General features: G+C 66.5%; 19 protein-coding genes. 10 read left to right on the plus strand and 9 right to left on the minus strand.

The features are described 5' to 3' along the window. Nucleotides 1-31: 31 nt before the first annotated feature. The 10 genes from ABIB26_RS05620 (at nt 32) to ABIB26_RS05665 (ending at nt 12425) form a co-directional block, all read left to right on the plus strand. Nucleotides 32-1243 carry a Glu/Leu/Phe/Val dehydrogenase dimerization domain-containing protein gene (locus ABIB26_RS05620; protein ID WP_354240352.1) on the plus strand — a complete coding sequence of 404 codons (1212 nt, stop codon included), beginning with the start codon at nt 32-34 and terminating at the stop codon, nt 1241-1243. Beyond that, on the plus strand, nt 1240-3324 hold the full coding sequence (locus ABIB26_RS05625) for an acetate--CoA ligase family protein (RefSeq protein WP_354240354.1): 2085 nt from the start codon (nt 1240-1242) through the stop codon (nt 3322-3324). Before ABIB26_RS05620 ends, ABIB26_RS05625 begins: the two co-directional genes overlap by 4 nt. 11 nt (nt 3325-3335) lie before the next feature. Continuing rightward, complete coding sequence (locus ABIB26_RS05630) at nt 3336-4142, plus strand: SDR family oxidoreductase (RefSeq protein WP_354240356.1); 807 nt, start codon at nt 3336-3338, stop codon at nt 4140-4142. Further along, nucleotides 4139-5740 carry a thiamine pyrophosphate-binding protein gene (locus ABIB26_RS05635; protein ID WP_354240358.1) on the plus strand — a complete coding sequence of 534 codons (1602 nt, stop codon included), beginning with the start codon at nt 4139-4141 and terminating at the stop codon, nt 5738-5740. Before ABIB26_RS05630 ends, ABIB26_RS05635 begins: the two co-directional genes overlap by 4 nt. Next, nucleotides 5737-7161, plus strand: coding sequence for an aldehyde dehydrogenase family protein (locus ABIB26_RS05640; protein ID WP_354240360.1), 1425 nt, complete (start codon nt 5737-5739; stop codon nt 7159-7161). The genes ABIB26_RS05635 and ABIB26_RS05640 overlap by 4 nt, the downstream gene beginning before the upstream one ends. Before the next feature lie 62 nt (nt 7162-7223). Further along, complete coding sequence (locus ABIB26_RS05645; RefSeq protein ID WP_354240362.1) at nt 7224-8381, plus strand: acyl-CoA dehydrogenase family protein; 1158 nt, start codon at nt 7224-7226, stop codon at nt 8379-8381. Nucleotides 8382-8432: 51 nt separating this feature from the next. Next, complete coding sequence (locus tag ABIB26_RS05650; protein WP_354240364.1) at nt 8433-9215, plus strand: electron transfer flavoprotein subunit beta/FixA family protein; 783 nt, start codon at nt 8433-8435, stop codon at nt 9213-9215. 14 nt (nt 9216-9229) lie between these two features. Further along, nucleotides 9230-10240 carry an electron transfer flavoprotein subunit alpha/FixB family protein gene (locus ABIB26_RS05655; RefSeq protein WP_354240366.1) on the plus strand — a complete coding sequence of 337 codons (1011 nt, stop codon included), beginning with the start codon at nt 9230-9232 and terminating at the stop codon, nt 10238-10240. Next, nucleotides 10231-11169, plus strand: a complete 939-nt coding sequence (locus ABIB26_RS05660) for a cytochrome b/b6 domain-containing protein (protein WP_354240368.1) — start codon at nt 10231-10233, stop codon at nt 11167-11169. Before ABIB26_RS05655 ends, ABIB26_RS05660 begins: the two co-directional genes overlap by 10 nt. 71 nt (nt 11170-11240) lie before the next feature. Then, the gene (locus tag ABIB26_RS05665) at nt 11241-12425 is read left to right on the plus strand and encodes a thiolase family protein (RefSeq protein WP_354240370.1); all 1185 of its coding nucleotides are present in this window, start codon (nt 11241-11243) and stop codon (nt 12423-12425) included. 96 nt (nt 12426-12521) lie between these two features. Here the strand turns inward: ABIB26_RS05665 and ABIB26_RS05670 are convergent, their stop codons facing one another. Genes ABIB26_RS05670 through ABIB26_RS05710 form a run of 9 tightly spaced genes read right to left on the minus strand, consistent with a single transcriptional unit; the run spans nt 12522 to nt 23018 of the window. Next, nucleotides 12522-13532, minus strand: coding sequence for an alpha/beta fold hydrolase (locus ABIB26_RS05670; protein WP_354240372.1), 1011 nt, complete (start codon nt 13530-13532; stop codon nt 12522-12524). Between the two features lie 31 nt (nt 13533-13563). Continuing rightward, nucleotides 13564-14427 carry a 3-hydroxybutyryl-CoA dehydrogenase gene (locus ABIB26_RS05675; protein WP_354240373.1) on the minus strand — a complete coding sequence of 288 codons (864 nt, stop codon included), beginning with the start codon at nt 14425-14427 and terminating at the stop codon, nt 13564-13566. Continuing rightward, nucleotides 14424-15209, minus strand: a complete 786-nt coding sequence (locus ABIB26_RS05680) for an enoyl-CoA hydratase/isomerase family protein (protein ID WP_354240375.1) — start codon at nt 15207-15209, stop codon at nt 14424-14426. The genes ABIB26_RS05675 and ABIB26_RS05680 overlap by 4 nt, the downstream gene beginning before the upstream one ends. Before the next feature lie 5 nt (nt 15210-15214). Further along, complete coding sequence (locus ABIB26_RS05685; protein WP_354240377.1) at nt 15215-16387, minus strand: acyl-CoA dehydrogenase family protein; 1173 nt, start codon at nt 16385-16387, stop codon at nt 15215-15217. 47 nt (nt 16388-16434) lie between these two features. After that, a complete protein-coding gene (locus ABIB26_RS05690) occupies nt 16435-18528 on the minus strand; it encodes an acetate--CoA ligase family protein (RefSeq protein ID WP_354240379.1) in 2094 nt (697 codons plus the stop codon). Then, nucleotides 18525-19328 carry an SDR family NAD(P)-dependent oxidoreductase gene (locus tag ABIB26_RS05695; RefSeq protein ID WP_354240381.1) on the minus strand — a complete coding sequence of 268 codons (804 nt, stop codon included), beginning with the start codon at nt 19326-19328 and terminating at the stop codon, nt 18525-18527. The genes ABIB26_RS05690 and ABIB26_RS05695 overlap by 4 nt, the downstream gene beginning before the upstream one ends. Nucleotides 19329-19339: 11 nt before the next feature. After that, the gene (locus ABIB26_RS05700) at nt 19340-21124 is read right to left on the minus strand and encodes an ABC transporter ATP-binding protein (protein ID WP_354240383.1); all 1785 of its coding nucleotides are present in this window, start codon (nt 21122-21124) and stop codon (nt 19340-19342) included. After that, a complete protein-coding gene (locus ABIB26_RS05705) occupies nt 21121-22020 on the minus strand; it encodes an ABC transporter permease (protein WP_354240385.1) in 900 nt (299 codons plus the stop codon). The genes ABIB26_RS05700 and ABIB26_RS05705 overlap by 4 nt, the downstream gene beginning before the upstream one ends. Beyond that, the gene (locus ABIB26_RS05710) at nt 22017-23018 is read right to left on the minus strand and encodes an ABC transporter permease (RefSeq protein WP_354240387.1); all 1002 of its coding nucleotides are present in this window, start codon (nt 23016-23018) and stop codon (nt 22017-22019) included. The genes ABIB26_RS05705 and ABIB26_RS05710 overlap by 4 nt, the downstream gene beginning before the upstream one ends. Between the last annotated feature and the right edge of the window lie 15 nt (nt 23019-23033).

A 23033-nucleotide genomic window follows, 5' to 3' on the forward strand; every position in this document is an offset into this window, starting at 1 on the left:
AAGAAGTTGCATGCGAATCAGGAGCCGAGCTATGTCGATCGCAGTCGAAGAGAAGCACACGCTGACCACGCAGCCGCCCCTCCTTGAGGTGACGTGGACCGATCCTGTGAGTGGATGCCGAGGGTTTCTCGTCATTGACCGTCTTGTCAGAGGAGTCTGCAGCGGCGGTCTCCGTATGCGGAAAGGCTGCACCCTCGAAGAGGTCCGCGGCCTGGCCGCGGGCATGACGTTGAAGGAGAGCCTCTACTACCGGCCAGAGAATCGCTACGTGCCGCTCGGCGGGGCCAAGGGCGGAATCGACTGCGATCCCCACGATCCGGACATGCGCGGTGTCCTGGCGCGTTACATCCACGGGATCAGCGCCCTGCTCGAGACACATTGGGCAATGGGCGAGGACCTGGGGCTTCAACAGAAGCTCATTGACAACGTCATCGCCGAGCTCGGTTTGCAGAGTTCGATTCAGGCCGTCTACCCGCTGCTTGAAGACCGGGCAAGCGCGATCGAGCGCCTGGACAAGGCCTTCCGCATCGACGTGGACGGCATCGGACTCGGCGAGCTGGCCGGCGGACTCGGTGTTGCGGAGTCGGTACTGACGGCCCTTGACGAACTGGGCCGGCCAATCGCCGGAACCCGGGTGGTCATCCAGGGCTTTGGCTCGATGGGCGGGGCGACTGCCCGGTACCTGGCCCGGGCAGGAATGCTCGTCGTCGGTATTGCCGATGCCAACGGAGTCATTGTCAATCCCGCGGGCCTGGACGTAGAAACCCTGCTGAAGTCACGGAACTCCTTCGGCGAAATCGACAGGTCCGCCCTGCGGTCCGAAGACGCGGAATTGCCGAGCAGCCGGTGGCTTGCCGTGGAAACGGATGTCCTGGTGCCGGCCGCGATCTCCTATTGCATCACCCCGGAAAACCAAAGCCAGATCACGGCATCGCTCATCGTCGAGGCGGCGAACATGCCGGTGCTGCCGGCGGCCGAGGTTCTCCTGGCCGCCCGCGGCACGCAGGTGGTACCGGACTTCGTGTCCAACTCGGCAACCAACGCATGGTGGTGGTGGACGCTGTTCGGTGACATTGGCGACGACGCCGAGCAGTCCGAGGCCAAAATCCGCTCCGAGATGAGGCGGATAGTCACCGATATGTTCGCCCGGGCAGGGCACCGCGGCATCACCCTCCGCGAGGCTGCCCTGGCGTTCACCGCTGACCAGCTGCAGGCGATCGAGACCCGCTTTGGGCGGTCATGACACAGCACGAGCAGCTCGTTAGCGAGTTCCACAGCGAAGTCCTGGCCCCGTCCTCACTTGATCCGTTCCGCAACCCGGTATCCGTTGCCGTGGTGGGCGCTTCCGATGACCCGTCGAAATGGGGCTACTGGCTGGCTCAAGGAGCCTTGGGTGGAAGGCACCGCCGTCCCGTTTATCTCATCAACAGCACGGCAAAGACAGTGCACGGGGAACGCGCCTACCCGAGCGTTTCGGAACTGCCCGAAGCGCCGGAACTGCTGGTCCTCTCCGTCCCTCCGCGATTCGTTGAAGGTGTGGTGGTGGAGTCGCTTGCCAAGGGCGTCAAGGCGTTCCTCGGCATCACCGCCGGCGTGCCGGACGAAGAGCGCATCGGCGGCATGATCAGGGCCGCTGGAGCACGCATCATCGGCCCCAACAGCCTGGGGCTCTATGATGCCCCCGCTGAATTGCAGCTCACCTGGGGCCACTTCAAGGCCGGCTCCCTGGCAATCGTTTCGCAAAGCGGCCAACTCGGCTCCGAGATAGCCAAGCTCGGTGCCCGCGCCGGACTTGGCGTGTCCCGCTTCATCTCCCTGGGCAACCAGCTCGACGTCGGCGCCCCCGAATTGCTCGAAGACCTCCTGGACCACGATGCGACACAGATGATCGCCCTCTACCTTGAGAGCTTCGCTGATGGCCGGCGCCTGGTGAAGACCCTGCGCAGCTTGCGCGAAGCCGGGAAACAGACGATCATCCTGACCACCGGCGCGAGCGAGGGCAGCCAGCGGCTCGCCCGCTCGCACACCGGTTCGTTGACCTCGGCGCTGGCCACCGTCGACGCGGCCTGCCGTGCTGCCGGCGCCATCCGGGTGTCCACGCCGAATGAACTTGTCGACGTGGCGCGCTACCTGGGTGTTGCCCCCAAGCCGCGGGGCCGGCGCGTCGCCGTCGTCAGTGACAGCGGAGGACAGGGCGGCATCGCCGCCGACGTCGCCGCGGCCTGCGGTCTGGCCACCCCGGTGTTCTCAGATGCTCTGCAGTCAAGCCTGGCCCGGATCCTGCCGGTCGGAGCCGGCGTCTCCAACCCGGTCGACCTCGCCGGTGCCGGGGAGGCGGATCTGAACGTCTACGCGGAACTGAGCCAGCGGCTCCTCAAGTCCGGCGAGGTCGACGCCGTCGTACTCTCCGGCTATCTGGGTTGCTACGGTGAAGATACGGCGGGGATCGAGGATGCTGAACTTGCCGTCATCGACCGCATGGGGGAAGCCGCCCGGAGCTCGCAGTTGCCGCTTATTGTGCACAGCATGAGTCCGGACTCAACAGCCGTGGGCAGGATGTGGGACCACGGAATCCCCGTGTTTGCCGGCATCGAGTTCGCCATGAAAGCGGTGGCCCAGGCGGCGGATCTGGCAGCCTGGCCGGGCCGTGAAACTAAAGGGCCCGACGCCGCCCGGAGCCTTCCGGAGCCAGGGTATTGGGCCGCACGGGGCTTCCTCGCCGAGCTTGGCATCGCCGTCCCTGCCGGAAGGCGGATCTCCTCCCGGGAGGAGTTGGAACAGGCCGGCCAGCGGCTGGGCTTTCCGCTCGTCCTCAAGGCGGGTTGGCTCGAGCACAAGAGCGAGCACGGCGGCGTCAAGCTTGGCCTCGATTCGCTCGAGCAACTAGTGGCCGCCTACGAGGATATGCGGGGGCGCCTCGGTGACGGGGAGTATGTTGTGGAGGAGCAAGACACGCGGTCCAGCGCGGTTGAGATGCTCGTCGGCGGGCGGCAGGACCCGGATTTCGGGCCGTTAATCGCAGTCGGCGCGGGCGGCACGGAGGCCGAGCTTCACCGTGACGTCGTCGTGGAACTCGCCCCGGTGGACCACGCCACCGCGCTCGGCATGATCCGGCGGCTCAGATGCTTCCCCCTGCTGGACGGTTGGCGCGGCAACGCAGCCGCTGACATCGAAGCCCTCGCGGCCATCGTCGTCTCCGGCTCGGAAGCCATCGCCGCCAGCCCCGAACTGAGCGAATTCGAAGTTAACCCCATCCGTGTTGCACCCCAGGGTGCATTGGCCGTCGACGCCCTGCTCGTCCCAGCCACCGCGGTCACAGCATGAAGGAGAACCCCGTGAGCGTTCCTGACATCCGCAATGAGTTCGCAGGGCGCGTGACCGTCGTGACCGGCGGCGGCTCCGGCATCGGCCGGGCCATCGCCCAAAGGTACGGTGCTGCCGGCGGCAAAGTAATTGTCCTCGGCCGGCGCGAAGAGCCGCTCAAGGAAACCGTTGAACTGATCGCCGCAGCCGGCGGATCGGCCGACTATGTGCAGTGCGATGTCCGCGACGCCGCAGCCGTTGCCGAGGCGATCGACGGCGTCGTGGCCCGCGAAGGGCGCATCGACGGCTTGGTCAACAACGCCGCAGGCAACTTCGTGGCGCCGGGTGAGAGCCTCAGCCCTAACGGGTGGAAGGCCGTCATCGACATCGTCCTGAATGGCTCCTTCTATGCGACCCACGCCGCTGCCCAGCACATGCTCGCAGCCGGTTCGGGCTCGATCCTCAACGTCATCGCCACCTACGCCTGGCACGGCCATCCCGGCACTGTCCACAGCGCTGCCGCCAAGGGGGGCATCGTAGCGATGACCCGCACGCTTGCCGTCGAATGGGCTGCCCGGGGCGTGCGCGTCAACTGCATTGCACCAGGACCCACAGAGACCGAGGGGGCAGGCAAGGCCCTGTGGGGCACCGATGCCGCACGCGCCCGCGTCCAGGGCGGCGTGCCCGCGGGACGGTTCGCGAGTCCGGAAGAGATTGCCGAATCGGCTTCCTTCCTGATGAGCGACCGTGCCGACTACATTACCGGCGAGGTTCTCGTCGTCGACGGCGGCCAGTGGCTGGGCAAGTCCGTCTACACGGATGAAAAGGGCAATTCATGAGCATCATGACCGGAGGGGAAGCACTCGTTGCAGGTCTGGCCGAACATGGCGTGGATACTATCTTCGGCATCCCCGGTACCCACAACCTTTCCGCGTACGCGGCCCTCGCCAAATACGGCATAACGCACATCTCGCCGCGTCACGAACAGGGCGCCGCCTATGCCGCCGACGGCTTTGCGCGCACCACCGGACGCCCGGGGATTGTCCTGACAACCACGGGACCGGCAATTCTCAATGCGGCCGCCGCGGCCGCGCAGGCCTATTCGGACTCCGTGCCGGTGCTGTTCATCTCCCCGGGGCTGCCGCTGCGCCACCCGGGACGCGGCAATGGAATGCTGCACGAGGTCAAGGACCAGAGCGCTGCGATGGCTTCCCTCGTTGCCTACAGCCACCGCGTCACCAGCGTTGAGGAAATCCCCCTGGCTGTTGCCCAGGCGTTCGCCGCGATGTCGACAGGCCGCCCGCGCCCCGTGCACCTTGAAATCCCCCTTGATCTTCTCGATGAATCCGCTGAGGTTGTCCTCGTCAAGCCTGTTTCGGCAGGAGTCCTCAACCCTCCCGCTGACGCTGTAGCTGCCGCTGGCGCAGCCCTGTCCGCCGCCGAAAGACCGCTCCTGATTATTGGCGGCGGGGCTTCCAGGGCGTCCGCCCAGGTCAAGGCCATTGCCGAAGCACTCGGTGCGCCCGTGCTCGCCACGGCCAATGGCAAAGGCACCCTTCCGGAAGACCACGCACTGTCGATCGGCGCGGGTCTTCAGCACCGGGCGGTTCTCGACGCCATCGACGACAGCGATTGCGTGCTCGCGATCGGCACCGAACTGGCGCCTTCGGACTGGTGGAACGGTGTGCCCGAGTTCACGGGCAAACTGATCCGCATCGACGTCGACGCCACGTCGGTCAACACGAACGCCGTGCCGGCCCTGGGACTCGTCGGTGACAGCGCGGCCGTGCTGGAGGCGCTGCTCGCGGGTCTGGACGGCACCAAGAACGACGGCAGCGGCCGCGCAGCCAGCTGGCGGGAACGGTTCCAGGCTGACGCCCAGGCCGAGGGCGGGCCGTGGCTGGAGATCGTGGCGGGCATTGCCGAAGCCTTGCCCTGGGACGCGATCGTTGCTGCCGACAGTTCGATGGCGTGCTACTACGGTGCGCTGTCCAACCTGCCGTTGTACCGCCCGAACGCATTCCTTTACCCGAGCGGCGCAGGCACCCTCGGCTACGGGCTTCCGGCCGGCATCGGTGCCAAGGTTGCCAACCCGGACGTGCCGGTATTGGTGCTGCAGGGGGACGGCGGCATCATGTTCACGGTGGCGGAGCTCGCGATGGCCGCAGAACTGCGCCTTGCGCTGCCCATCGTCGTCGTGGACAACGGCGGTTACGGTGAGATCCGCAACGAAATGGCCGACCGCAACGAACCAGTCCATGCCGTCGCCCTGGGGCGGCCGGACTTCGTGGCGTTGGCCCGTTCGCTCGGCTGCGAGGCGGCCCACCTGGAGTCGGCCGCCGATCTGCCCCGGGCCATCAAGGCCGCTTTGGACGGCGACCGCCCCACAGTCCTGCATCTGCGTGAGCAGAGCCGCGCGTCGGAGGCCATGCTGTGAACGCGCCGCAGACGGATACCTACCGCGACGACGCCCTGATCGGTGGCGCCTGGGTCCAGGCGACGGCGACGGACGACGTCGAGAATCCTGCCACTGAAACGGTCATCGGCACGAGCGCCTTGTGCGACGGATCCATGGTCGATGCGGCGGTCACCGCCGCCCGCAAGGCGGGCCGAGGCTGGGCATTGACGCCGGCCGCCGCACGCGCGGACGCCCTCGCGGCCTTGGCCCGGGCCCTGCGCAGCATGCGCGACGAGCTCGTCGACGTCACGGTTGCCGAGGTGGGCGTTTCGGTGGTCAACGCACGCGCCTGGCATGTTGACCTCGCGATCGAGCTGATCGAGTCGGCATCTGCGAACGCACGGAACTATGACTTCGAGCAGGAGCTCGGCAATTCACTCCTGCTCCGCAAACCGGTGGGGGTGGTGGCGTGCATTACGCCATGGAACTACCCGCTGTACCAACTCGCCGCCAAAGTCGGGCCGGCTTTGGCGGCCGGCTGCACGGTGGTCCTGAAGCCTGCCGCGCTCGCACCGTTGTCGTCGTACCTTTTCGCGGAAGCGACCATTGCCGCCGGGCTTCCCGAGGGCGTGTTCAACCTGGTTCCTGGCGCCGGCAGCGTGGTCGGTTCTGCACTGGCGACCCATCCCGACGTCGATCTGGTGTCCTTTACCGGTTCGACCGCAGTGGGCCGGCAGGTCGGGGCCGACGCCGCGGCCCAACTCAAGCGCGTCTGCCTGGAGCTCGGCGGAAAGTCCTCAAGCATCGTCTGCGAAGACGCCGATCTCAAGAGCGCCGTGGAAGCCAGCGTCGACTCGGCCATGCTCAACAGCGGCCAGACCTGCAGTGCCTGGACCAGGCTGCTCGTCCCGGCCCATCGGTACGAGGAGGCGCTGGCCATTGCGGGCGATCATGCCAACAGCCTCGTCGTCGGTGATCCGCAGTCCGAAGCGACTGATGTCGGACCGCTCATCAGCGCCAAACAGCGCAACGACGTTGCCGGCGTGATCGACGCCGCCATCGCCCGCGGAGCACGCGCAGTGGCCGGCGGTTCATCCCGCCCGAGCGAGAAGGGGCACTTCGTGAGGCCCACCATCCTCGCCGATTTGGATCCCTCCGATCCGGCCAGCCAATCGGAAATCTTCGGTCCGGTCCTCGTCGTCCACCCCTACAACGGCGAAACGGAAGCCATCGAGATTGCCAACGGTACCCCTTACGGTCTGGGTGGAGCAGTCTGGGCCGGCACCGAGGCCCGCGCCCTCGGGATCGCGCGGCAGCTGGACACCGGACAGGTCGACATCAACGGTGCGGCATTCAATCCGGAAGCGCCCTTTGGCGGCTGGAAGGCATCCGGTATGGGCCGCGAACTGGGCGTCGCCGGCCTGGAGGAGTACACCGAAATCACGGCGGTTCAGCGGTGAACCGTCCCCAAACCATTCGTTCCGACAACTGCTAACGCACAAGAAAGAAACAGGAGAAAACCATGGCCAAAAAAGCCACTGAGTACTGGCCGCTAAGCGATGAGCAACGCGACATCGTTGAGTTGTGCAGGCAGTTTGCCAGCGAGGAAATCCGTCCCCGCGGCCGTGAAGTTGACGAGGCGGACGTGGTGTCGCCCGTTGACATCTTCCACAGTGCTGCGAAGGTCGGCATCACCGACTTCATGCTTCCCGAGGAGTATGGCGGCGGCGGATTCACCGATGCCTTCACGCAATGCCTCGTCCAGGAGCAGTTGTGCTGGGGGGACCCTGGCATCGGCAACTTCGTCTGCTCGAACGGATTTTTTGCGGATCCGGTCCTCGCACTCGGCACACCCGAGCAGAAAGAAAAGTGGCTCTCTCCGCTGGCCGGTCCCAATGCCTGCTTCACGTCTCTCGCGACGTCGGAACCCGGCTCGGGGTCGGACTCGGCGTCGATCGTGACCCGGGCCAACAAGGTCGCAGGCGGCTATTCGATCAGCGGCCAGAAAGCGTGGATCTCCAACGCCGGTCTCGCCGACCAGTATGTGGTGTTCGCCAAGACTGACCCGACGCAGCGCTCGAAAGGTGTTTCGGCCTTCCTGATCAAAAAGGGTGCCGAGGGCATGACCTTCGGCGAGCCGATGAAGAAAATGGGCCAGCGCGCCATAGTCTGCCGCGAGATCTTCTTCGACAACGTCTTCGTCCCGGAAGAGGACCGCCTTGGCGGTGAGGGCCAGGGCTTCTACGGCCTGATGGAGACGTTCGACATCTCGCGAGTGGTTCTTGCCGCGGCGGCAAGCGGTGCGGCCCGCGCCGCCTACGAGTACGCGCTCGACTACGCCCGCACCCGCACGCAGTTCGGCAAGCCGATCATCGAGCACCAGGCCGTGGCCTTCCGCCTGGCCGACATGGCGACCCGCATCGAGTCCTCCTGGCTGATGACTCTGCACGCCGCCCGGCAGCTCGACGCCGGCGAGAACGTCAACGGCCTCGCCGCCATGGCCAAGCTCCAGGCTTCGGAGACGGCCATGTTCTGCACCTGGGGTGCGGTCCAGACGCTGGGCGGCTGGGGATACTCGCGCGAGTATCCCGTGGAGCAGTGGATGCGTGACGCGAAGCTTGAGGAAATCGAAGAGGGCACCTCGGACATCATGCGGCTCGTGATCTCCCGCAACCTCTAGCCGGCGAGCCGCGTTTCCATTCGAGGTCAAAGCAACAGAAGGAGCAGTCCCATGAAGATCCTGGTGCTGGTAAAGCAGGTGCCGGATACCGAGGAAGAGCGCAAGCTCGACCCAGCCTCCGGCGCACTCGATCGCAGTGCGGGCGAGAGTGTCGCCGACGAAATCAATGAGCGCGCGCTGGAGGTGGCGCTGAGATACAAGGACTCGCACAAGGGGACGGAAGTCGTTGCCGTTTCGATGGGGCCCGAGGCCGTGACCAAGGCACTGCGGAAGGCGCTGACGATGGGCGCCGACTCCGCCGTTCAGGTACTCGATGAGTCACTCGCGGGAGCGGATGTGGCACGGACCGCCGTCGTGCTTGCGGCCGCCGTGAAAACCGCGGGATTCGACCTCGTCGTTGCAGGCAATGAGTCCACAGATGGCCGCGGCGGAGTGGTTCCGGCGATGGTTGCCGAACACCTTGGCCTGCCGCACCTGAGTTTCCTTGATTCTGTGGAGATCACCGGGGACACGGTCCGTGGGGAGCGCGGCACCGAGAGCGGGTCAATACGTGTCGGCGCGTCGTTGCCGGCCGTCATCTCGGTCACGGAACGCGCCGCTGAGGCCCGTTTCCCGAATTTCAAGGGAATCTTGACAGCCAAGCGGAAGCCGCTGCAGGTGCTTTCCCTGGCCGATTTGGGGATGGACCCCGCCACGATGCTTCCGCTGCTGGGCCGTTCTGTCATCGTCTCCGTGAGTGAGCGTCCGGCGCGCACCGCCGGAAAAAAGACTGTCGATACAGGAAACGCAGGCATCGAGCTTGCGGACTTCCTTGTCGCAGGCCACCTGGTCTGAGGGAGGAGCCGGACATGGCGAACATACTGACTCTGATTGAAACGTCGAGCACGGGAGGGCTGGGGAATTCCGTTCCCGGCCTGCTGGCCGCCGCGGCCAAGCTCGGTACCCCCGTGGCTGTTGTGGCCGTGGCACCCGGCAGCGGGAGGAATCTTGCCGGGGAGCTCGGCTCGCTCGGTGCTGAGCACGTCTTCATGGCCGAGAGCGAACAGCTCGGCTCGCTCCTGGTTGCTCCGCAGCTGGAGGCACTCTCCGCGGCGGTATCAGCCCTGGAACCTGCGGCAGTGGTGATCGCCAACTCGACGGAGGGCCGCGACGTTGCGGCCCGGCTGGCAGCCCGAACCCAGGCCGGCCTGGCCATCGATGCTGTCGATGTGCGTTTGGACGGCGGAGCCATTGTGGCAACGCATTCGGTCTTTGGCGGCGCGTATTCGGTGGAATCCACTATTGAGGGCGGCCTGGCCATTGTGACGGTCCGGCATGGGGCCATCGAGGAGCGGGCTGCCGCGTCGTCCGCGGACGTGACTACCGTGACGGTTTCCGCAGATCCGGCTCGTTCTGCCGTGATCGAGTCAGTCAACCATGCCGCCGAGGGCTCGGGCCGGCCGGAACTCCGGGACGCTGCAAGGGTTGTCTCCGGGGGTCGTGGCTTGGGTTCGAAGGAGAAGTTCGTGCTCGTTGAGCAGCTTGCGGATGCCCTTGGGGCGGCCGTGGGTGCCTCCCGTGCGGCCGTGGACGCCGGCTACGTTCCGCAGAGCTCGCAGGTCGGCCAGACAGGTATTACGGTCTCACCGGAGCTTTATGTTGCCCTGGGTATTTCGGGGGCGATCCAGCACCGGGCCGGGATGCAGACCGCGAAAACGATCGTCGCGATCAACAAGGACGCGGACGCCCCGATTTTTGACGTCGCGGACTTCGGCGTCGTCGGCGATGTCTTCACGGTGGTTCCGCAGTTGATTGAAGCGATCGAAGCCCGACGCGGCGGCTCCGCCAACCCTGAGAAGAATGTTGCGTCATGGCATTGACGAAACCCACTCCGAAGACCACGAGCAACAGGAGCAAAGGGTCCAGGCCTGCACTGACCGCCCTTGCTGCGTTAGTGATCCTGTTTTTGCTCGTCCTGGTGGCCAAATGGCTCCGGGACCTTCCCGGTGTCCAGTCGTTCGTGGCCGAGTTTCCCGGGCACTCGGAATTGCCTGGGGCAGCCCCCGTCGGGTTGCCGGGCTGGCTTCAATGGCAGCACTTCCTGAACGGACTGTTCATCGTGTTGATCATCCGTTCAGGCTGGCAGGTGCGCACCACGGCCCGCCCGAACACTTATTGGACGCGGAACAACAAAGGACTGCTCCGGACGAAGAACGCGCCGGCGAAGATCAGCCTTGAGCTGTGGCTCCATCTCAGCCTCGATGCCTTGTGGTTGCTGAACGGTGTTGTGTTCCTGGTGCTGCTCTTTGCGAGCGGCCAGTGGATGCGGATCGTGCCGACAAGCTGGGAGGTGTTCCCGAACGCGCTCTCGGCGGCGATCCAGTACGCGTCGACGGACTGGCCGGTTGAGGACGGCTGGGTCAATTACAACAGCCTGCAGCTGCTGGCGTACTTCGTGACCGTTTTCGTGGCGGCCCCGTTGGCGCTGGCCACAGGTCTGCGGATGTCCTCGCTCTGGCCGAAGCAAGCCACGAGACTCAGCAGGCTCTATCCGATCGAGGTGGCCCGGGCGGTCCACCTGCCGGTCATGCTGTACTTCGTGGGGTTCGTCACCGTGCACGTGACCCTGGTGCTGGCCACGGGCGCGTTAAGGAACCTTAATCACATGTACGGCGCGGGCGACGACGGCAGCTGGGTGGGCTTCTGGATCTTCGCGGCTTCCCTGGTGCTCATGATCGCCGCCTGGTTCCTGGCCAGGCCCCTGTTCCTGCGCCCCATCGCATCACTGAGCGGATCCGTCACCCGCTGAGCAAAATTGCCGTGCCGGGCCAAGCTGCTCTGCCCAAAACAGAGCCACTACAGAGGAAAGAGCTTGCACTCATGAGCGATGCAGAAAAGATTGTCATTCTCGATGGTGCCCGCACACCGATCGGAAGTTACGGAGGCGTCTTCAAGGACATCCCGGGCTTTGAGCTGGGAGCGATTGCCGCCAAAGGAGCCCTTGAGCGCTCAGGGATTGAAGCGGCGGACATAAGCGAAGTTGTCATGGGATGCATCGGGCAGGTCGGCCCGGACGCCTACAACGCCCGGCGGGTGGCGCTGGCTGCCGGTCTCGCCAGATCCACACCCGCCTACACAGTCAACCGATTGTGTGGCAGCGGACTGCAGGCCATCTGGTCGGCGGCCATGCAGATGCGCTGGAGCGGGGCGGATTTCACGCTGGCCGGCGGCAACGAGTCAATGAGCCGGATGCCGTTCTACGATTTCAACGCCAGATCCGGCTACCGTCTTGGTGACCGCACCCTGGTCGACGGAACGGTCGCAATGCTCACGGATCCGTTCCACGGCATGCACATGGGCGTCACGGCCGAGAACGTGGCCGCAAAGTACGGCATCTCCCGGCAGGACCAGGATGACTTCGCGCTCGAATCCCAGCGCAGGGCCGCCACCCACGCCGCCACGGCTGCATTCGCGGAAGAAATCACGGCCGTGCAGATCGGCGGCCGGAACCGCCGGGCCGTCGTCGCAGACGAGCATCCCAAACCAGACACGACATTGGAAGTTCTCGCCAAGCTTCGCCCGGCCTTCGAAGAGGGTGGAACGGTTACCGCAGGAAACGCCTCCGGCATCAACGACGGCGGAGCCGCAGTGGTGCTGGCGAGCGGGAGCGCTGCTGCGGAGAGAGGATTGGTTGGGCTGGTCACCCTTGAAGCCGTCACGACGGCGGCCCTGGAACCGGAGCTGATGGGCTATGCGCCGGTGCTCGCACTCGAGAAACTCTTCGCGCAGACGGGGACAACCCCGGCGGATATCGACACGTTCGAGGTGAATGAGGCCTTTGCAGCGCAGGCAGTGGCCGTGATCCGCGACGCGAAGCTCGATCCGGAGAAGACCAACCCCTACGGCGGTGCCATTGCGCTGGGGCATCCTGTCGGGGCGACAGGAGCCATGCTCAGCCTGCGCGTCGCCAAGGATCTGAAGAGGCGAGACCTGGAACTGGGTGTCGTCACGATGTGCATCGGTGGTGGCCAGGCCCTCGCCGCCTTGTTCCGCCGGGTTTCCTGAGCTGCAAACTACGGGCCAAAGCCGCCAAAGGACCGCTGGGCAACTCTCCGGCATACGCGGCCCGGCAGCAGCGGTGCGCCTGCAAGTGGCCTACCGTTAGATCACGAGCGTTCCCGGGTCTTGCCAGGCGGCGAGCCCCAGGATGCCGCCAGCCGCAAGGAAGCCGTCCTCTTCCATCGGCACAATCAACTGTGTCCGGCCGTCGCTGCTTGCCACAATCCGGCCACCCAGGAATGCCACATCCGCCAGGATCTGATCCCAGTGGCGATACTGGACATCGTGGCCCTCGCCCGGATAGACCCGTTCCACCGTTTCGCGCCCTGCCAGCGCTGACTTCCAGCGCTCCATCTGCGCCAGAGGGACCAGCTCGTCTGCACTCCCCCAGTACAGAAACACCGGGGCCCGGACCGACGACAGGTCCGGAAGCGGCTGGGAGGCGTACAGCTCAAAGGCCTGTCTCAGCCCTTCGGGGGAAACGTCCCGTCCCTTCGCAAAAAGCCCCCGCGTGGCCTCCTCGATCACCGAGTCCCTGAAGCCAGGAATCGAGTGGACGGAACTTTCGGCCGGGAACCGCCACCAGGCCACCGGATCCGCCGCCACAGTGCCTGCCTCCACAGTGCCTGCCTCCAGGTGGGAGTCCGCCCCCTCCGGCATCTCCCCGAAGGCGCAGGCCAGATGCAGGGAGCGCACCCGCCCCGGGCGGGCCGCAATGATCGTGGCTGCGTACGGACCCCCGCCGGAAATCGCAATGACGGAGACCTGGCCGATGCCCAGCGTATCCAGCAGGGACCAGACGTCCTCGGCGTACTCGGCACATCCGACGGCGGGATCGAACGCCGTCTGCCCCAGTCCGTTGCGCTCCACGGACACCACTCGGATCCCCAGCTCCTGCCGGAACGAGCGCGCGAACTCCAGGAGCCGGAATGCCCGGACGGTCGTTCCGGCGCCGCCGAGGAACAGCAGCGGAACCGCCCCGGCCCTGCCGTCGTCGATGTAGTTCACCGTGCGGCCGGAGCCCACGACGGCGGAGCAGACCACCGGACCCATCGGATCGAAGCCGGAATTCCGGACCTGGATCGCTTCAACAGCGTCAGTCAATACATCCATGGCTGTGTCCACCTATATGTAGTCGTAGAAGTTATGTGTAGTCGTAGAAGCCGCGTCCGCTCTTGCGGCCCAGCCTGCCTGCATCCACCATCCGCAAGAGCAGCGGCGGCGGGGCGTAGTGCGGTTCCTTGAATTCCTCGTACAGCGAGTTGGCCACATGAAGCGCGGTATCCAGGCCCACCAGATCCGCCAGTTTCAAGGGGCCCATCGGATGCGCACAGCCGGCCACCATCCCGGTGTCGATGTCGGCCGCCGAGGCATGACCAGCTTCCACCATCCGGATGGCGGACAGCACGTACGGGATAAGGAGAGCATTGACCACAAACCCGGCACGGTCCTTGGCCACGATGACCTCCTTGCCGAGACCCTTCGCGAATGCGCGGGCCCGTGCCAGGGTGTCGCGGCTGGTTTGCAGACCGGTGACGAGCTCCACGAGGGGCAGCACCGGTACCGGATTGAAAAAATGCACCCCCAGGACGTGTTCCGGGCGCCGGGTGGCGGCAGCAATGCGGCCGATCGGCATCGACGAGGTGTTGGAGGCCAGGATCGCCTCAGGGGCCCGGACCACGGCATCGATGCGCCGGAACGCATCGAGTTTGAGATCCATGATCTCGGGCACGGCCTCGATCACCAGCTGCCTGTCCGAGAAGGCCTCAATATCCGTGCCGAAGCTGATCCTGGCCAGGGCGTCGTCCTTGTCCGCGGAATCCAGCCGGCCGGCAGTCACAGCCTTTTCCAGCGAAGCGGTGAGCCGCTTGCGCCCGGCGGCCACGGCGGCGTCGTCGGCTTCAACAACCACCACGCCGGCACCGGCCCGGGCGCAGACCTCCGCGATGCCGGAACCCATGAGTCCGCACCCGAGCACGCCTACCCGCTGGAATTCGCCGACGTTCATCCGGGCTCCCCCGCGGGACGGTTTAGGGCGGCGTAGGCCAGCTGTTCGATGAGCAGCGAAGCCGAGGCCGAGGACTCCGCGGCGGCGTCGATTGCCGCTTTCGTCCAGGCCACCGCCATCGCCGGCTGCTGGGCCAGGAACTCCGCCCGCGCCAGGGCAACGGTCAGGGCATCACCAGCCGGTACCACTTCACGGACCAGGCCCAGGCGGTGCGCCTCTGCCGCCGTGAAGCGCTCTCCGAACAGGACGATCTCCCGGGCAATGGCGGGGCCGGCCGCACGGACCAGCCGCGTCAGCCCGCCGGAGCTGGGCAGGATGCCGAGTCCCACCTCCGGCAGGCCGAAGCTGGCGGTCTGGTCCGCGATCCGGATATCGCAGGCCAGCGCGAGCTCGAAGCCGGCGCCCAGGCAGTACCCCGACACGGCCGCCACGGTGGGCTGCGGCAACCGCGACACGACCTCATACAGTGAACCGCTCCCCCGGTAGTAGGCCGCGATCCGCTGGGGTGTCATCTCCGGCAGCTCGGACGTATCCGCGCCGGCCGAGAAGGCCCGCTCCGAACCCGCGAGCACAATCGCCGAAGCGCCCGCCACCTCCGGCGAGCGCAGCGCGTCCAGAAGCGCCTGCTCCAAGGCGGTGGAAAGGGCATTGAGTTTGCCGGGACGGTTGAGCTGCAGCACCACCACCTTGCCATGGCGCTGCAGCTTGACGAGAGGCTCGACGCCGGGATCCTGGGAGGCGCGGCCGGTCACGGCGGATTGATGTTCTGCAGTGTGTGCCACCGACGTCACTTGGCCACCGCGCCGGCGTAGCCCAGCAGGCCCTCAGCGCCCCGCTTGTTGATTTCGTTACCGATGATGACCGTCTGGATCTCCGAAGTGCCTTCCCAGATGCGATCCACGCGGAGTTCGCGCCACAGGCGTTCCACCGGGTTTTCACGCATGTACCCGCGGCCGCCGAAGATCTGCAGGGCGTTGTCCACGCAGCGGTTGGAGGCCTCTGAGGCACCGAGCTTGATGACAGCGGCCTTGGCGTTGAGGAGCTTCCGGTCCATGCCCTGGTCCGCTTCCCAGGCCACCTGGTACGTCAGCACACGGTTGGTCATGATGTCCACGGTGTTCTTGGCGAGCATGTTCTGGATGAGCTGGAATTCCAGGATGGGCTTGCCGAACTGCACGCGGTTTTTGGCGAATTCGGCCGCGAGCAGGGTGGCCCTTTCAGCGGCGCCGATGGTGCGGGCCGCGATCATGAGCCGCTCCTCCACGAACCAGTCACGGGTCAGTTCGTAGCCCTGGCCGATCTCACCCAGGATCTTGTCCGCCCCCACCCGCACGTCCTCGAAAAGGAATTCGGGGTGCTCGTAGACGAAGGTGTGCGTGTAGCGCGGGGTCCGGGTTACGGAGACACCCGGGAGGTCCTTGTCCACCAGGAACATGGTGGGGGCACCCTCCACGCTGGCGAGCACCAGGATGAAGTCCGCCGCATCCCCGACGGTGACAAAGAGCTTCTCACCGTTGATGATGTAGTAATCGCCGTCCTTGTCCGCGGTGGTCTGGATGTTCTGGGGGTCCGATCCGGCCTCCGGCTCGGTGATGGCGACGGCGTCGCGGCGTTCACCGCGGATTTCCGGGATCAGGTATTCCTCGCGCTGCGCAGGGGTGCAGGCCTTTAGGGCATTGGCCGGGCGCCACAGTGTGTCCCACAGGGCGCCGGTCAGCTTGCCCACCTCTTCGGAGACGATCGCGTGTTCCAGCACGCTGAGACCTGCGCCGCCCCACTCCGACGGCATGTTGATGGCGGCGAGACCGTGGTTGATGACCAGCTGCCTGACCTTGGCGTGCTGGTCATCCGTGAGTCCGTTATCCATTTCACAGTCGAGCTCGTACTGGTACATCTCATGTGTCCAGGCCATGGCGCGCTGCTTGATTTCGATCTGGCGGGGGGTCATCTGGAAATCCATGGGGTCCTCTTTCTAGGTGGCTTGCTTGGTTTGTCTTGCGGAACGGCTCAGCCGAGCACGATCCGGGCATCCAGCGCGATGGCGCCCGCCGGCATTGCCGCCACCGGGTTGCATTCGATTTCGGTGATCTCCGGGTGGGCGGCGGCCACCTCTGAAAGCCGGGCGACGACGTCGGCCACCGCGTCAATGTCCACCGGCGTCCGGCCGCGGGCCCCGGTCAGGAGCGCCGCCCCGCGCAGGGACAGCAGCATGTCCTTGGCCTGTGCGGCTGTCACGGGACCGAGTGCGCAGCGCACGTCACGGAGGATTTCGGCAAAAACCCCGCCGAGGCCCACCAGCACCAGCGGGCCGAAGCGCGGATCGCGTCGCACCCCCACCAGCAGTTCGACCGCGCCGGCGAGGTCCGCCATTTCCTCGATGGAGCACGACGGCGGTGCGAGCCTGGCGCCGACATCCCGCCACGCCGCGAGCAGCGCTGTCTCGTCGGCGATGTTGAGGATGACACCCCCGCGGTCCGACTTGTGGCCATCCCCCAGGGCCTTGAGGACAAGCGGGTAGCGGAGGGTTGCCGCGGCATCCAGGAGTTGGTCCTCGCTCGAAACCTCGGCCGCCCCGACGAACGGAATGCCGGCGCCGGCCAGGAGCTGGCGTGAGGGGTAGTAACCCGTCCCTTCAACGGGTAGTGCCGGGGATGGCAGCGCAGGAATTCCGGTGGCCGGTTCAGTGTGGCGCCGGGCGAGCCGTCCCAGCGCCCACGCGGCTTCCTCGATGCCGCGGTAGACGGGGATGCCTCCCTCGCGGAGTGCAGAGGCAGCGGCTGACTGCCAGTTCATCGTCTGGACGAGGACGGTGCCGCCGCTGGCGGCCGTCTCCGCCGCCATCCGTCGGGCGGCCTCCACTTCGCGTGCTGCGAGTTCGGGCCCGTAGCTTCCGTACCCGCCGAAGTAGCCGCTCATGAGGGTGGCGTCGACGTCGTCGCTCGCCGTCAGGTGGCCGAGGATCCGCTGGAAGCACATGATGTCCTGCTCCCCGCCGCCGGCGACGTCCACCGGGTTGCTGACCGCGGCCGTCGGCGGCAGCTCCGCGGCGATGGCCGACTGCAGTGCGGCGCCGAACTCGACGACGTCGAGTCCCTGGGCAGCGGCGCTGTCGCTGGCCACGGATGCCTGCCCGCCGCCGTCGGCAAACACGGCGGTCCGGGAGCCGGCCGGCACCCGGCTCCGGACCAGGGCCTGCAGGAGATGCGCCATCTGGGCGGGCGAGGTGACCTGTTCGATTCCGGCGGCGCGGCAGGCAGCCTCCACAACGATTCCGGCGGACACCATGGCGCCGGTGTGCGACTTCGCGTTGCGGACCGAGGCGTCGGTGGCGCCGACGGTCAGCAGCACAACAGGTTTGCCGGCCTCCGCGGCGCGCTGGGCGGCACGGGCGAAACGGCGTCCGTCGCGGAAGTCCTCGCAGTACACGGCGATCGCGGCGGTGCCCTCATGCTCCACAAATGCGTCGATCAGGTCCGCGGCCTCGAGGTCCGCCTGGTTGCCCAGGGATGCGAACCGGGAAACGCCCAGTCCGTGGTCCACCAGGAGGGTGGCCAGTTCCAGGGCAAGGTTGCCGCTCTGGGAGATCACGCCGATGTTGCCGACCGGGAATTCGTTGGAGGCGAGCATGAGCGAGCTGCTGTGGTCCAGCACTCCCAGACAATTGGGGCCCAGGAGCCGGGCGCCTGCGGCACGGATCTTGGCCGTGATGCGTTCCTGCAGCAGGAGCCCTTCCCCACCGGCTTCGCCCAGGCCCGCGCTGATGCCCACAATCGCCTTGGCACCGCCGGCCAGGGCGTCGTCCACGGCGTCCTCAAATCCGGCCGCCGGAACGGCGATGACCGCGAGCTCCACAGGGCTGCCGATGGAGGCGACGCTGGGAACGGCGGGGCGGCCCAGCACGGTGGACTTGCTCCGGTTCACGAGGTGGACCGGGATGCCGCCTTTGAGCGCCTGGACGGCGATCCAGTTCCCGTACTTGCGGGTGTCGTCGCTGGCGCCGATAATCGCCACGGCGTTGGGTGCGAACAGTGCGCGCAGGTTGCCTGCGGCTGCATCGGCGCCGGCGGCGGGCAGAACGGACAGGTCCGTGATTGCAGTCATGAGAGCTCCTTGGCGGGGACGGGACGGCCTGAGCCCCAGGCGTCGGCTCCGCCGTCGATGGTGATGGTGGTTCCGGTGATGTAGCGTGCGGCGTCGGTGGCCAGAAACGTGATGACGTCGGCCACGTCTTCCGGCTGGCCGAGACGCCCGAGCGGGACTCCTAGTTCCCATTCGGCGCGGGCCTCGGCCGGGTACTGTTCCAGGCCGTCGCTCATGATGCTGCCCGGGGCCACGGCCACGGAGCGGATCCCGAAGCGGCTCCACTCCAGTGCCAGCCCGGAGGCGAGATTTTCGACGGCGGCACGCGCGGCCGTGGCATGGACCATGCCTGGGATGCCGCGCCGTGGCGAGAACGCCATAAAGACCAGCAGGCCCGAGCGGTTTGGGATCATGCTCCGCGTGGCCACCTCGCGGGTGAGGTTCCAGACGGAGTCCACCGAGAGCCGGTGCACGGCACGCCAGCCGTTGAGCGAGATGTCCTCGGCCGGGGACTGGAACTGGCCTCCGGCGTTGTTGACCAGGACGTCGATCCGGCCGAAGGTGGCGAGCGCGGCGTCCACAAGTTCGGTGGCCTGCTCCGGCTCGCGGATATCCCCTGCGACGGCGATGGCCTCGCTGCCGGCCCGGCGGACCAGTTCGGCTGTTTCCTTCAGGAGGACCTCCCGCCTGCCGGCGAGCACGAGCTTCGCACCGCAGCCGGCCATGGCGAGGGCCGTGGCACGGCCGATGCCAGTGCCGCCGCCGGTGATCAGGACAACCTTTCCTGCCAGGGCTTCGGCGTGGAAGCTGGGTGCGGGCACCCCTGCCCCGTTCACGAGGCCCTCAGTTTGTCGGGAAGCTGGAAGTTGGGCGTCGCTGTGAGCAGCGATTGTGTGTAGTGATGCTGGGGGTCGGCGAACACGCCCTCCACCTCTCCGAATTCGACGATCCGGCCGCGCTCCAGCACGGCCACCTGCTGCGCGATGTTGCGCACCAGGGCGATGTTGTGGGTAATGAAGACCAGGGTGAGACCCATTTCCGCCTGCAGCCCGCGCAGCAGGTCCACCAGCGAGGACTGCACCGAGACATCCAGGGCCGAGGTGATTTCGTCGCAGATGAGGACCTCGGGTTCGGTGGCCAGTGAGCGGGCGATTGCCACGCGCTGGCGTTCACCGCCGCTGAGCTGGTCCGGATAGCGTGTGGCGTGGTCCGGCCGCAGCGAAGCACGTTCCAGTGCCGTGGCCACGATCTCGCGGGCATTCCTCACCTTGCCGCGCACGGCGGTGACGGGCTGCAGGATCAGTTCTTCCACCGTCCGCCGGGGGTTCAGGGACTCGTACGGGTTCTGGAAGATGTACTGCACGCGGCGCCGCTGATCCTTGGTGCGCTTGAAACTGCTTGGTGCCAGGGTGCCCCCGTGCAGCGAGATGGAGCCGGTGTAGTCATGATGCAGCCCGGCGATGCAGCGGCTCAGGGTGGTCTTTCCGGACCCGGATTCGCCCAGCAGCGCCACACAATCCCCGGCGTACACCTCGAGGTTGATGCCCTCCAGGACAGTGTTCCTGCCGTAGCCGGCGGTCAGCCCGTCGATTGTGACAACAGGCTGGCGCTCCGGGGCCGGGGCGGAACGGACGGGCGCAATCCGGACCGGGACCGGAGGCAGCGGCTGCTCCGGTTTGAAGCACCGCACCGTGTGCCGGGGGCCAACCTCGATGGCTGCGGGGGCGTCCGTGCCGCATCCGGCGTCCGCCAGCGGGCAGCGCGGCGCGAAGGCGCAGCCCTGCGGCCGGGCCAGCGGCGACGGCGCGTGGCCGGGAATCCCGATCATGGGGCGCTTGGCGTGAAGATCCGGCACCGCCAGGAGCAGGCGCCCGGTGTAGGGGTGGCGTGAATTGGCCAGGACCTCGGCTGTGCTGCCGATTTCCACGATCCGGCCGGAATACATCACGGCAATCCGGTCGGCCAGCTCGGCAACCACCGCCATATCGTGGCTGATGTAGACGGCGGCACAATCGTAGGTCTTGCACATGGAGCGCACGGTGGCCAGAACGTGCTCCTGGGTGCTGACGTCCAGGCCCGTCGTGGGTTCATCCATAACAATCAATGCCGGACGCGCGGTGAAAGCCATGGCGATGGCTACGCGCTGCTGCTGGCCGCCGGACAACTGGTGCGGGTACCCCGCCAGGAAGGCGTCGTCGTCGGGCAATGCCACCTCCCGCAGCACCTCTCGGACCCGGCCCAGCACCTGGGCTGATGGGCCGGAAAGGCATTCCTTCAGCTGGGTGCCGATGCGAAGGGCCGGGTTCAGCGCTGACGCCGGCGACTGCGGGATGTAGGCAACCGTCCGCCCGCGGAGCTGGCGCACCTGGCGCCAGTGCAACCCGGCCAGCTGCTGCCCGGCCACGCTGACGCTGCCGCCGTCGAGCTGGGTGCCTTCCTTGCAATAATTCAGCAATGCCAGGCCAAGCGTGGTCTTGCCGGAGCCCGATTCGCCGACGACCCCCAGTATTTCGCCGGGACGGACTTCAAGGGACAGCTCCTCGATGATCGCAGCCATCGACGGAACACCGATGATTTTCAGATCCTCCACCACCAGGGTGGGTGCGGCCGTGCTCATACCGTGACTCCTTTGTCGCTGCCGATGGATGCCTTGGCCAGACCGTCGGTCACCAGGTTTGTGCCGACCGTCAGCACGGCGATGGCGATGACGGGCAGGGCCACCGACCACGGGGAAATTGTCAGGGCAATCCGGTTCTCGTTGATCATCAGGCCCCAGTCCGCAGCGGGCGGCTGCATTCCGAGTCCCAGAAAGTTCAGCCCCGCAACCAGCCCGATCGAGTACGTCAGACGCAGGCCGGCTTCCACAGCCAGCGTGCTGCTGATGTTCGGGACGATCTCGCCGATCATGATGCGCCAGCGCGGAATGCCGACCGACTCGGCGGCCTTGACGAAGTCCCGCTCCACCACGGACAGCGCGGCGCCGCGGACCACGCGGGCAACCCGGGGAAGGTGGCCGAGGCCCACCATCAGTACAAGCAGCCACAGCTGCGGACCGATGATGGAGAGGAACAGGAGAGCCAGCACGATCTGCGGAAACGCCAGGGCCACATCGCCGGTGCGCATCAGCAATTCATCCAGCCAGCCCCTCCGGTAGGCGGCCAGCACTCCCACCAGTGCGCCCAGGCCCACGCCGAGGGCGGTGGCGACGATCGCGAGGATCATCAGGGTCTGCCCGCCTGCAAGGAAGCGCGAAAGGACGTCCCGTCCGAGGTTGTCGGTGCCGAACGGCCCACCGGTGCCCGCAGCTGAGAAAGGCGCCGCCACAAAGTCCGTGGGGGAATGCGGTGCCAGGTACGGGCCGAAGAATGCCACGGCCAGAACGGCCAGGCTCAGCACAAGGCCCACCACCGTGCGTTTGGACTGAAGTGCCCGCCTGAAAAGCCCCTGCTTGCGGGCGGCGCGGCCTGTTTCCGCGGAACTGCCGGCGGTCCGGGTGCTCGTGCTGATGCTCATGGTGCCGTCCTTACTTTCGGGTTGGCGGCGAGGGTGACCACATCGGCAAGGAGGTTCACCACCACGTAGAAGAGGGCTATGACGATAACCAGTGCCTGCACCACGGGCAGGTCCCTGTTGTTTACGGCGTCTATCAGCTGGAATCCGACGCCCGGGAAGCGGAACAGGAACTCGACGATCACCACACCGCCGATCAGCCAGGCGAGCTGCAGCGCAATCACCTGGGCCACCGGGCCGATGGCATTCGGCAAGGCATGGCGCAGGATCACGATGCGCTCCGGCAGCCCCTTGAGCCGTGCCTGCTGGACGTACTGGCTGTCCAGGACCTCGAGCATGGTGGCCCGCATGATGCGGATGATGTACGGGGAGACAGCCAGCACCAGGGTCAGGACCGGAAGCACCAGCTGTGCCGGGTTGCTCCAGACCTGTTCACCCGGGATGAGGACAAACACGGCCGGGAACAGATGGAAAAGCCCGGTTGCCAGAAGCAGGACCAGCAGCACTCCCACCACGAATTCCGGCAGCGAGGCCAGAACCAGGGTGACAATTCCCGTCACGTGGTCCACAGCCGTGTCCTTCTTAAGCGCACTCCAGGTTCCGATGCCGATCGAGAGGGGGATGGCGATGACGGCGGCACACGCCATCAGGACGGCCGAGTTCTGAAGCATGGGGGCGACGGCATCACTGACGGGTGCTCCGCCCGCCAGCGACGTGCCCAGGTTGAACGTCAGCAGGTGTCCCAGCCAGCCGAAGTACTGTTCCGGAAGGGATCCGCCGAGGTTGAGCTGTTCGCGCAAGGCAGCGAGCCGTTCCGGGGTGGCCTCGCGGCCCAGGATGGCCTGGGCCGCGTCACCGGGCAATGCCTGGGTGGCGAGGAAGACCACCAGCGAAACAACCCAGAGGGTGAACAGCCCGAACATTGAGCGCCGGACCAACAGTCTCCGGATGCCCCCGCACTCGGGCTTCGGGGCCCGGATGTTCACGGCTTGTCCCTTCATGACTTGTCCCTTCAT

The organism is Arthrobacter sp. UYEF20 (assembly GCF_040546335.1).
Taxonomy (GTDB): Bacteria; Actinomycetota; Actinomycetes; order Actinomycetales; family Micrococcaceae; genus Arthrobacter.

Bases quoted from the DNA above. Each gene is read 5' to 3' on its own strand.
- ABIB26_RS05690 (WP_354240379.1), bottom strand. From the start codon at position 18,528: ATGACTGCAATCACGGACCTGTCCGTTCTGCCCGCCGCCGGCGCCGAT.
- ABIB26_RS05685 (WP_354240377.1), bottom strand. From the start codon at position 16,387: ATGGATTTCCAGATGACCCCCCGCCAGATCGAAATCAAGCAGCGCGCC.
- ABIB26_RS05645 (WP_354240362.1), top strand. From the start codon at position 7,224: ATGGCCAAAAAAGCCACTGAGTACTGGCCGCTAAGCGATGAGCAACGC.
- ABIB26_RS05675 (WP_354240373.1), bottom strand. From the start codon at position 14,427: ATGAACGTCGGCGAATTCCAGCGGGTAGGCGTGCTCGGGTGCGGACTC.
- ABIB26_RS05650 (WP_354240364.1), top strand. From the start codon at position 8,433: ATGAAGATCCTGGTGCTGGTAAAGCAGGTGCCGGATACCGAGGAAGAG.
- ABIB26_RS05670 (WP_354240372.1), bottom strand. From the start codon at position 13,532: ATGGATGTATTGACTGACGCTGTTGAAGCGATCCAGGTCCGGAATTCC.
- ABIB26_RS05710 (WP_354240387.1), bottom strand. From the start codon at position 23,018: ATGAAGGGACAAGCCGTGAACATCCGGGCCCCGAAGCCCGAGTGCGGG.
- ABIB26_RS05660 (WP_354240368.1), top strand. From the start codon at position 10,231: ATGGCATTGACGAAACCCACTCCGAAGACCACGAGCAACAGGAGCAAA.
- ABIB26_RS05635 (WP_354240358.1), top strand. From the start codon at position 4,139: ATGAGCATCATGACCGGAGGGGAAGCACTCGTTGCAGGTCTGGCCGAA.
- ABIB26_RS05620 (WP_354240352.1), top strand. From the start codon at position 32: ATGTCGATCGCAGTCGAAGAGAAGCACACGCTGACCACGCAGCCGCCC.
- ABIB26_RS05700 (WP_354240383.1), bottom strand. From the start codon at position 21,124: ATGAGCACGGCCGCACCCACCCTGGTGGTGGAGGATCTGAAAATCATC.
- ABIB26_RS05625 (WP_354240354.1), top strand. From the start codon at position 1,240: ATGACACAGCACGAGCAGCTCGTTAGCGAGTTCCACAGCGAAGTCCTG.
- ABIB26_RS05705 (WP_354240385.1), bottom strand. From the start codon at position 22,020: ATGAGCATCAGCACGAGCACCCGGACCGCCGGCAGTTCCGCGGAAACA.
- ABIB26_RS05655 (WP_354240366.1), top strand. From the start codon at position 9,230: ATGGCGAACATACTGACTCTGATTGAAACGTCGAGCACGGGAGGGCTG.
- ABIB26_RS05665 (WP_354240370.1), top strand. From the start codon at position 11,241: ATGAGCGATGCAGAAAAGATTGTCATTCTCGATGGTGCCCGCACACCG.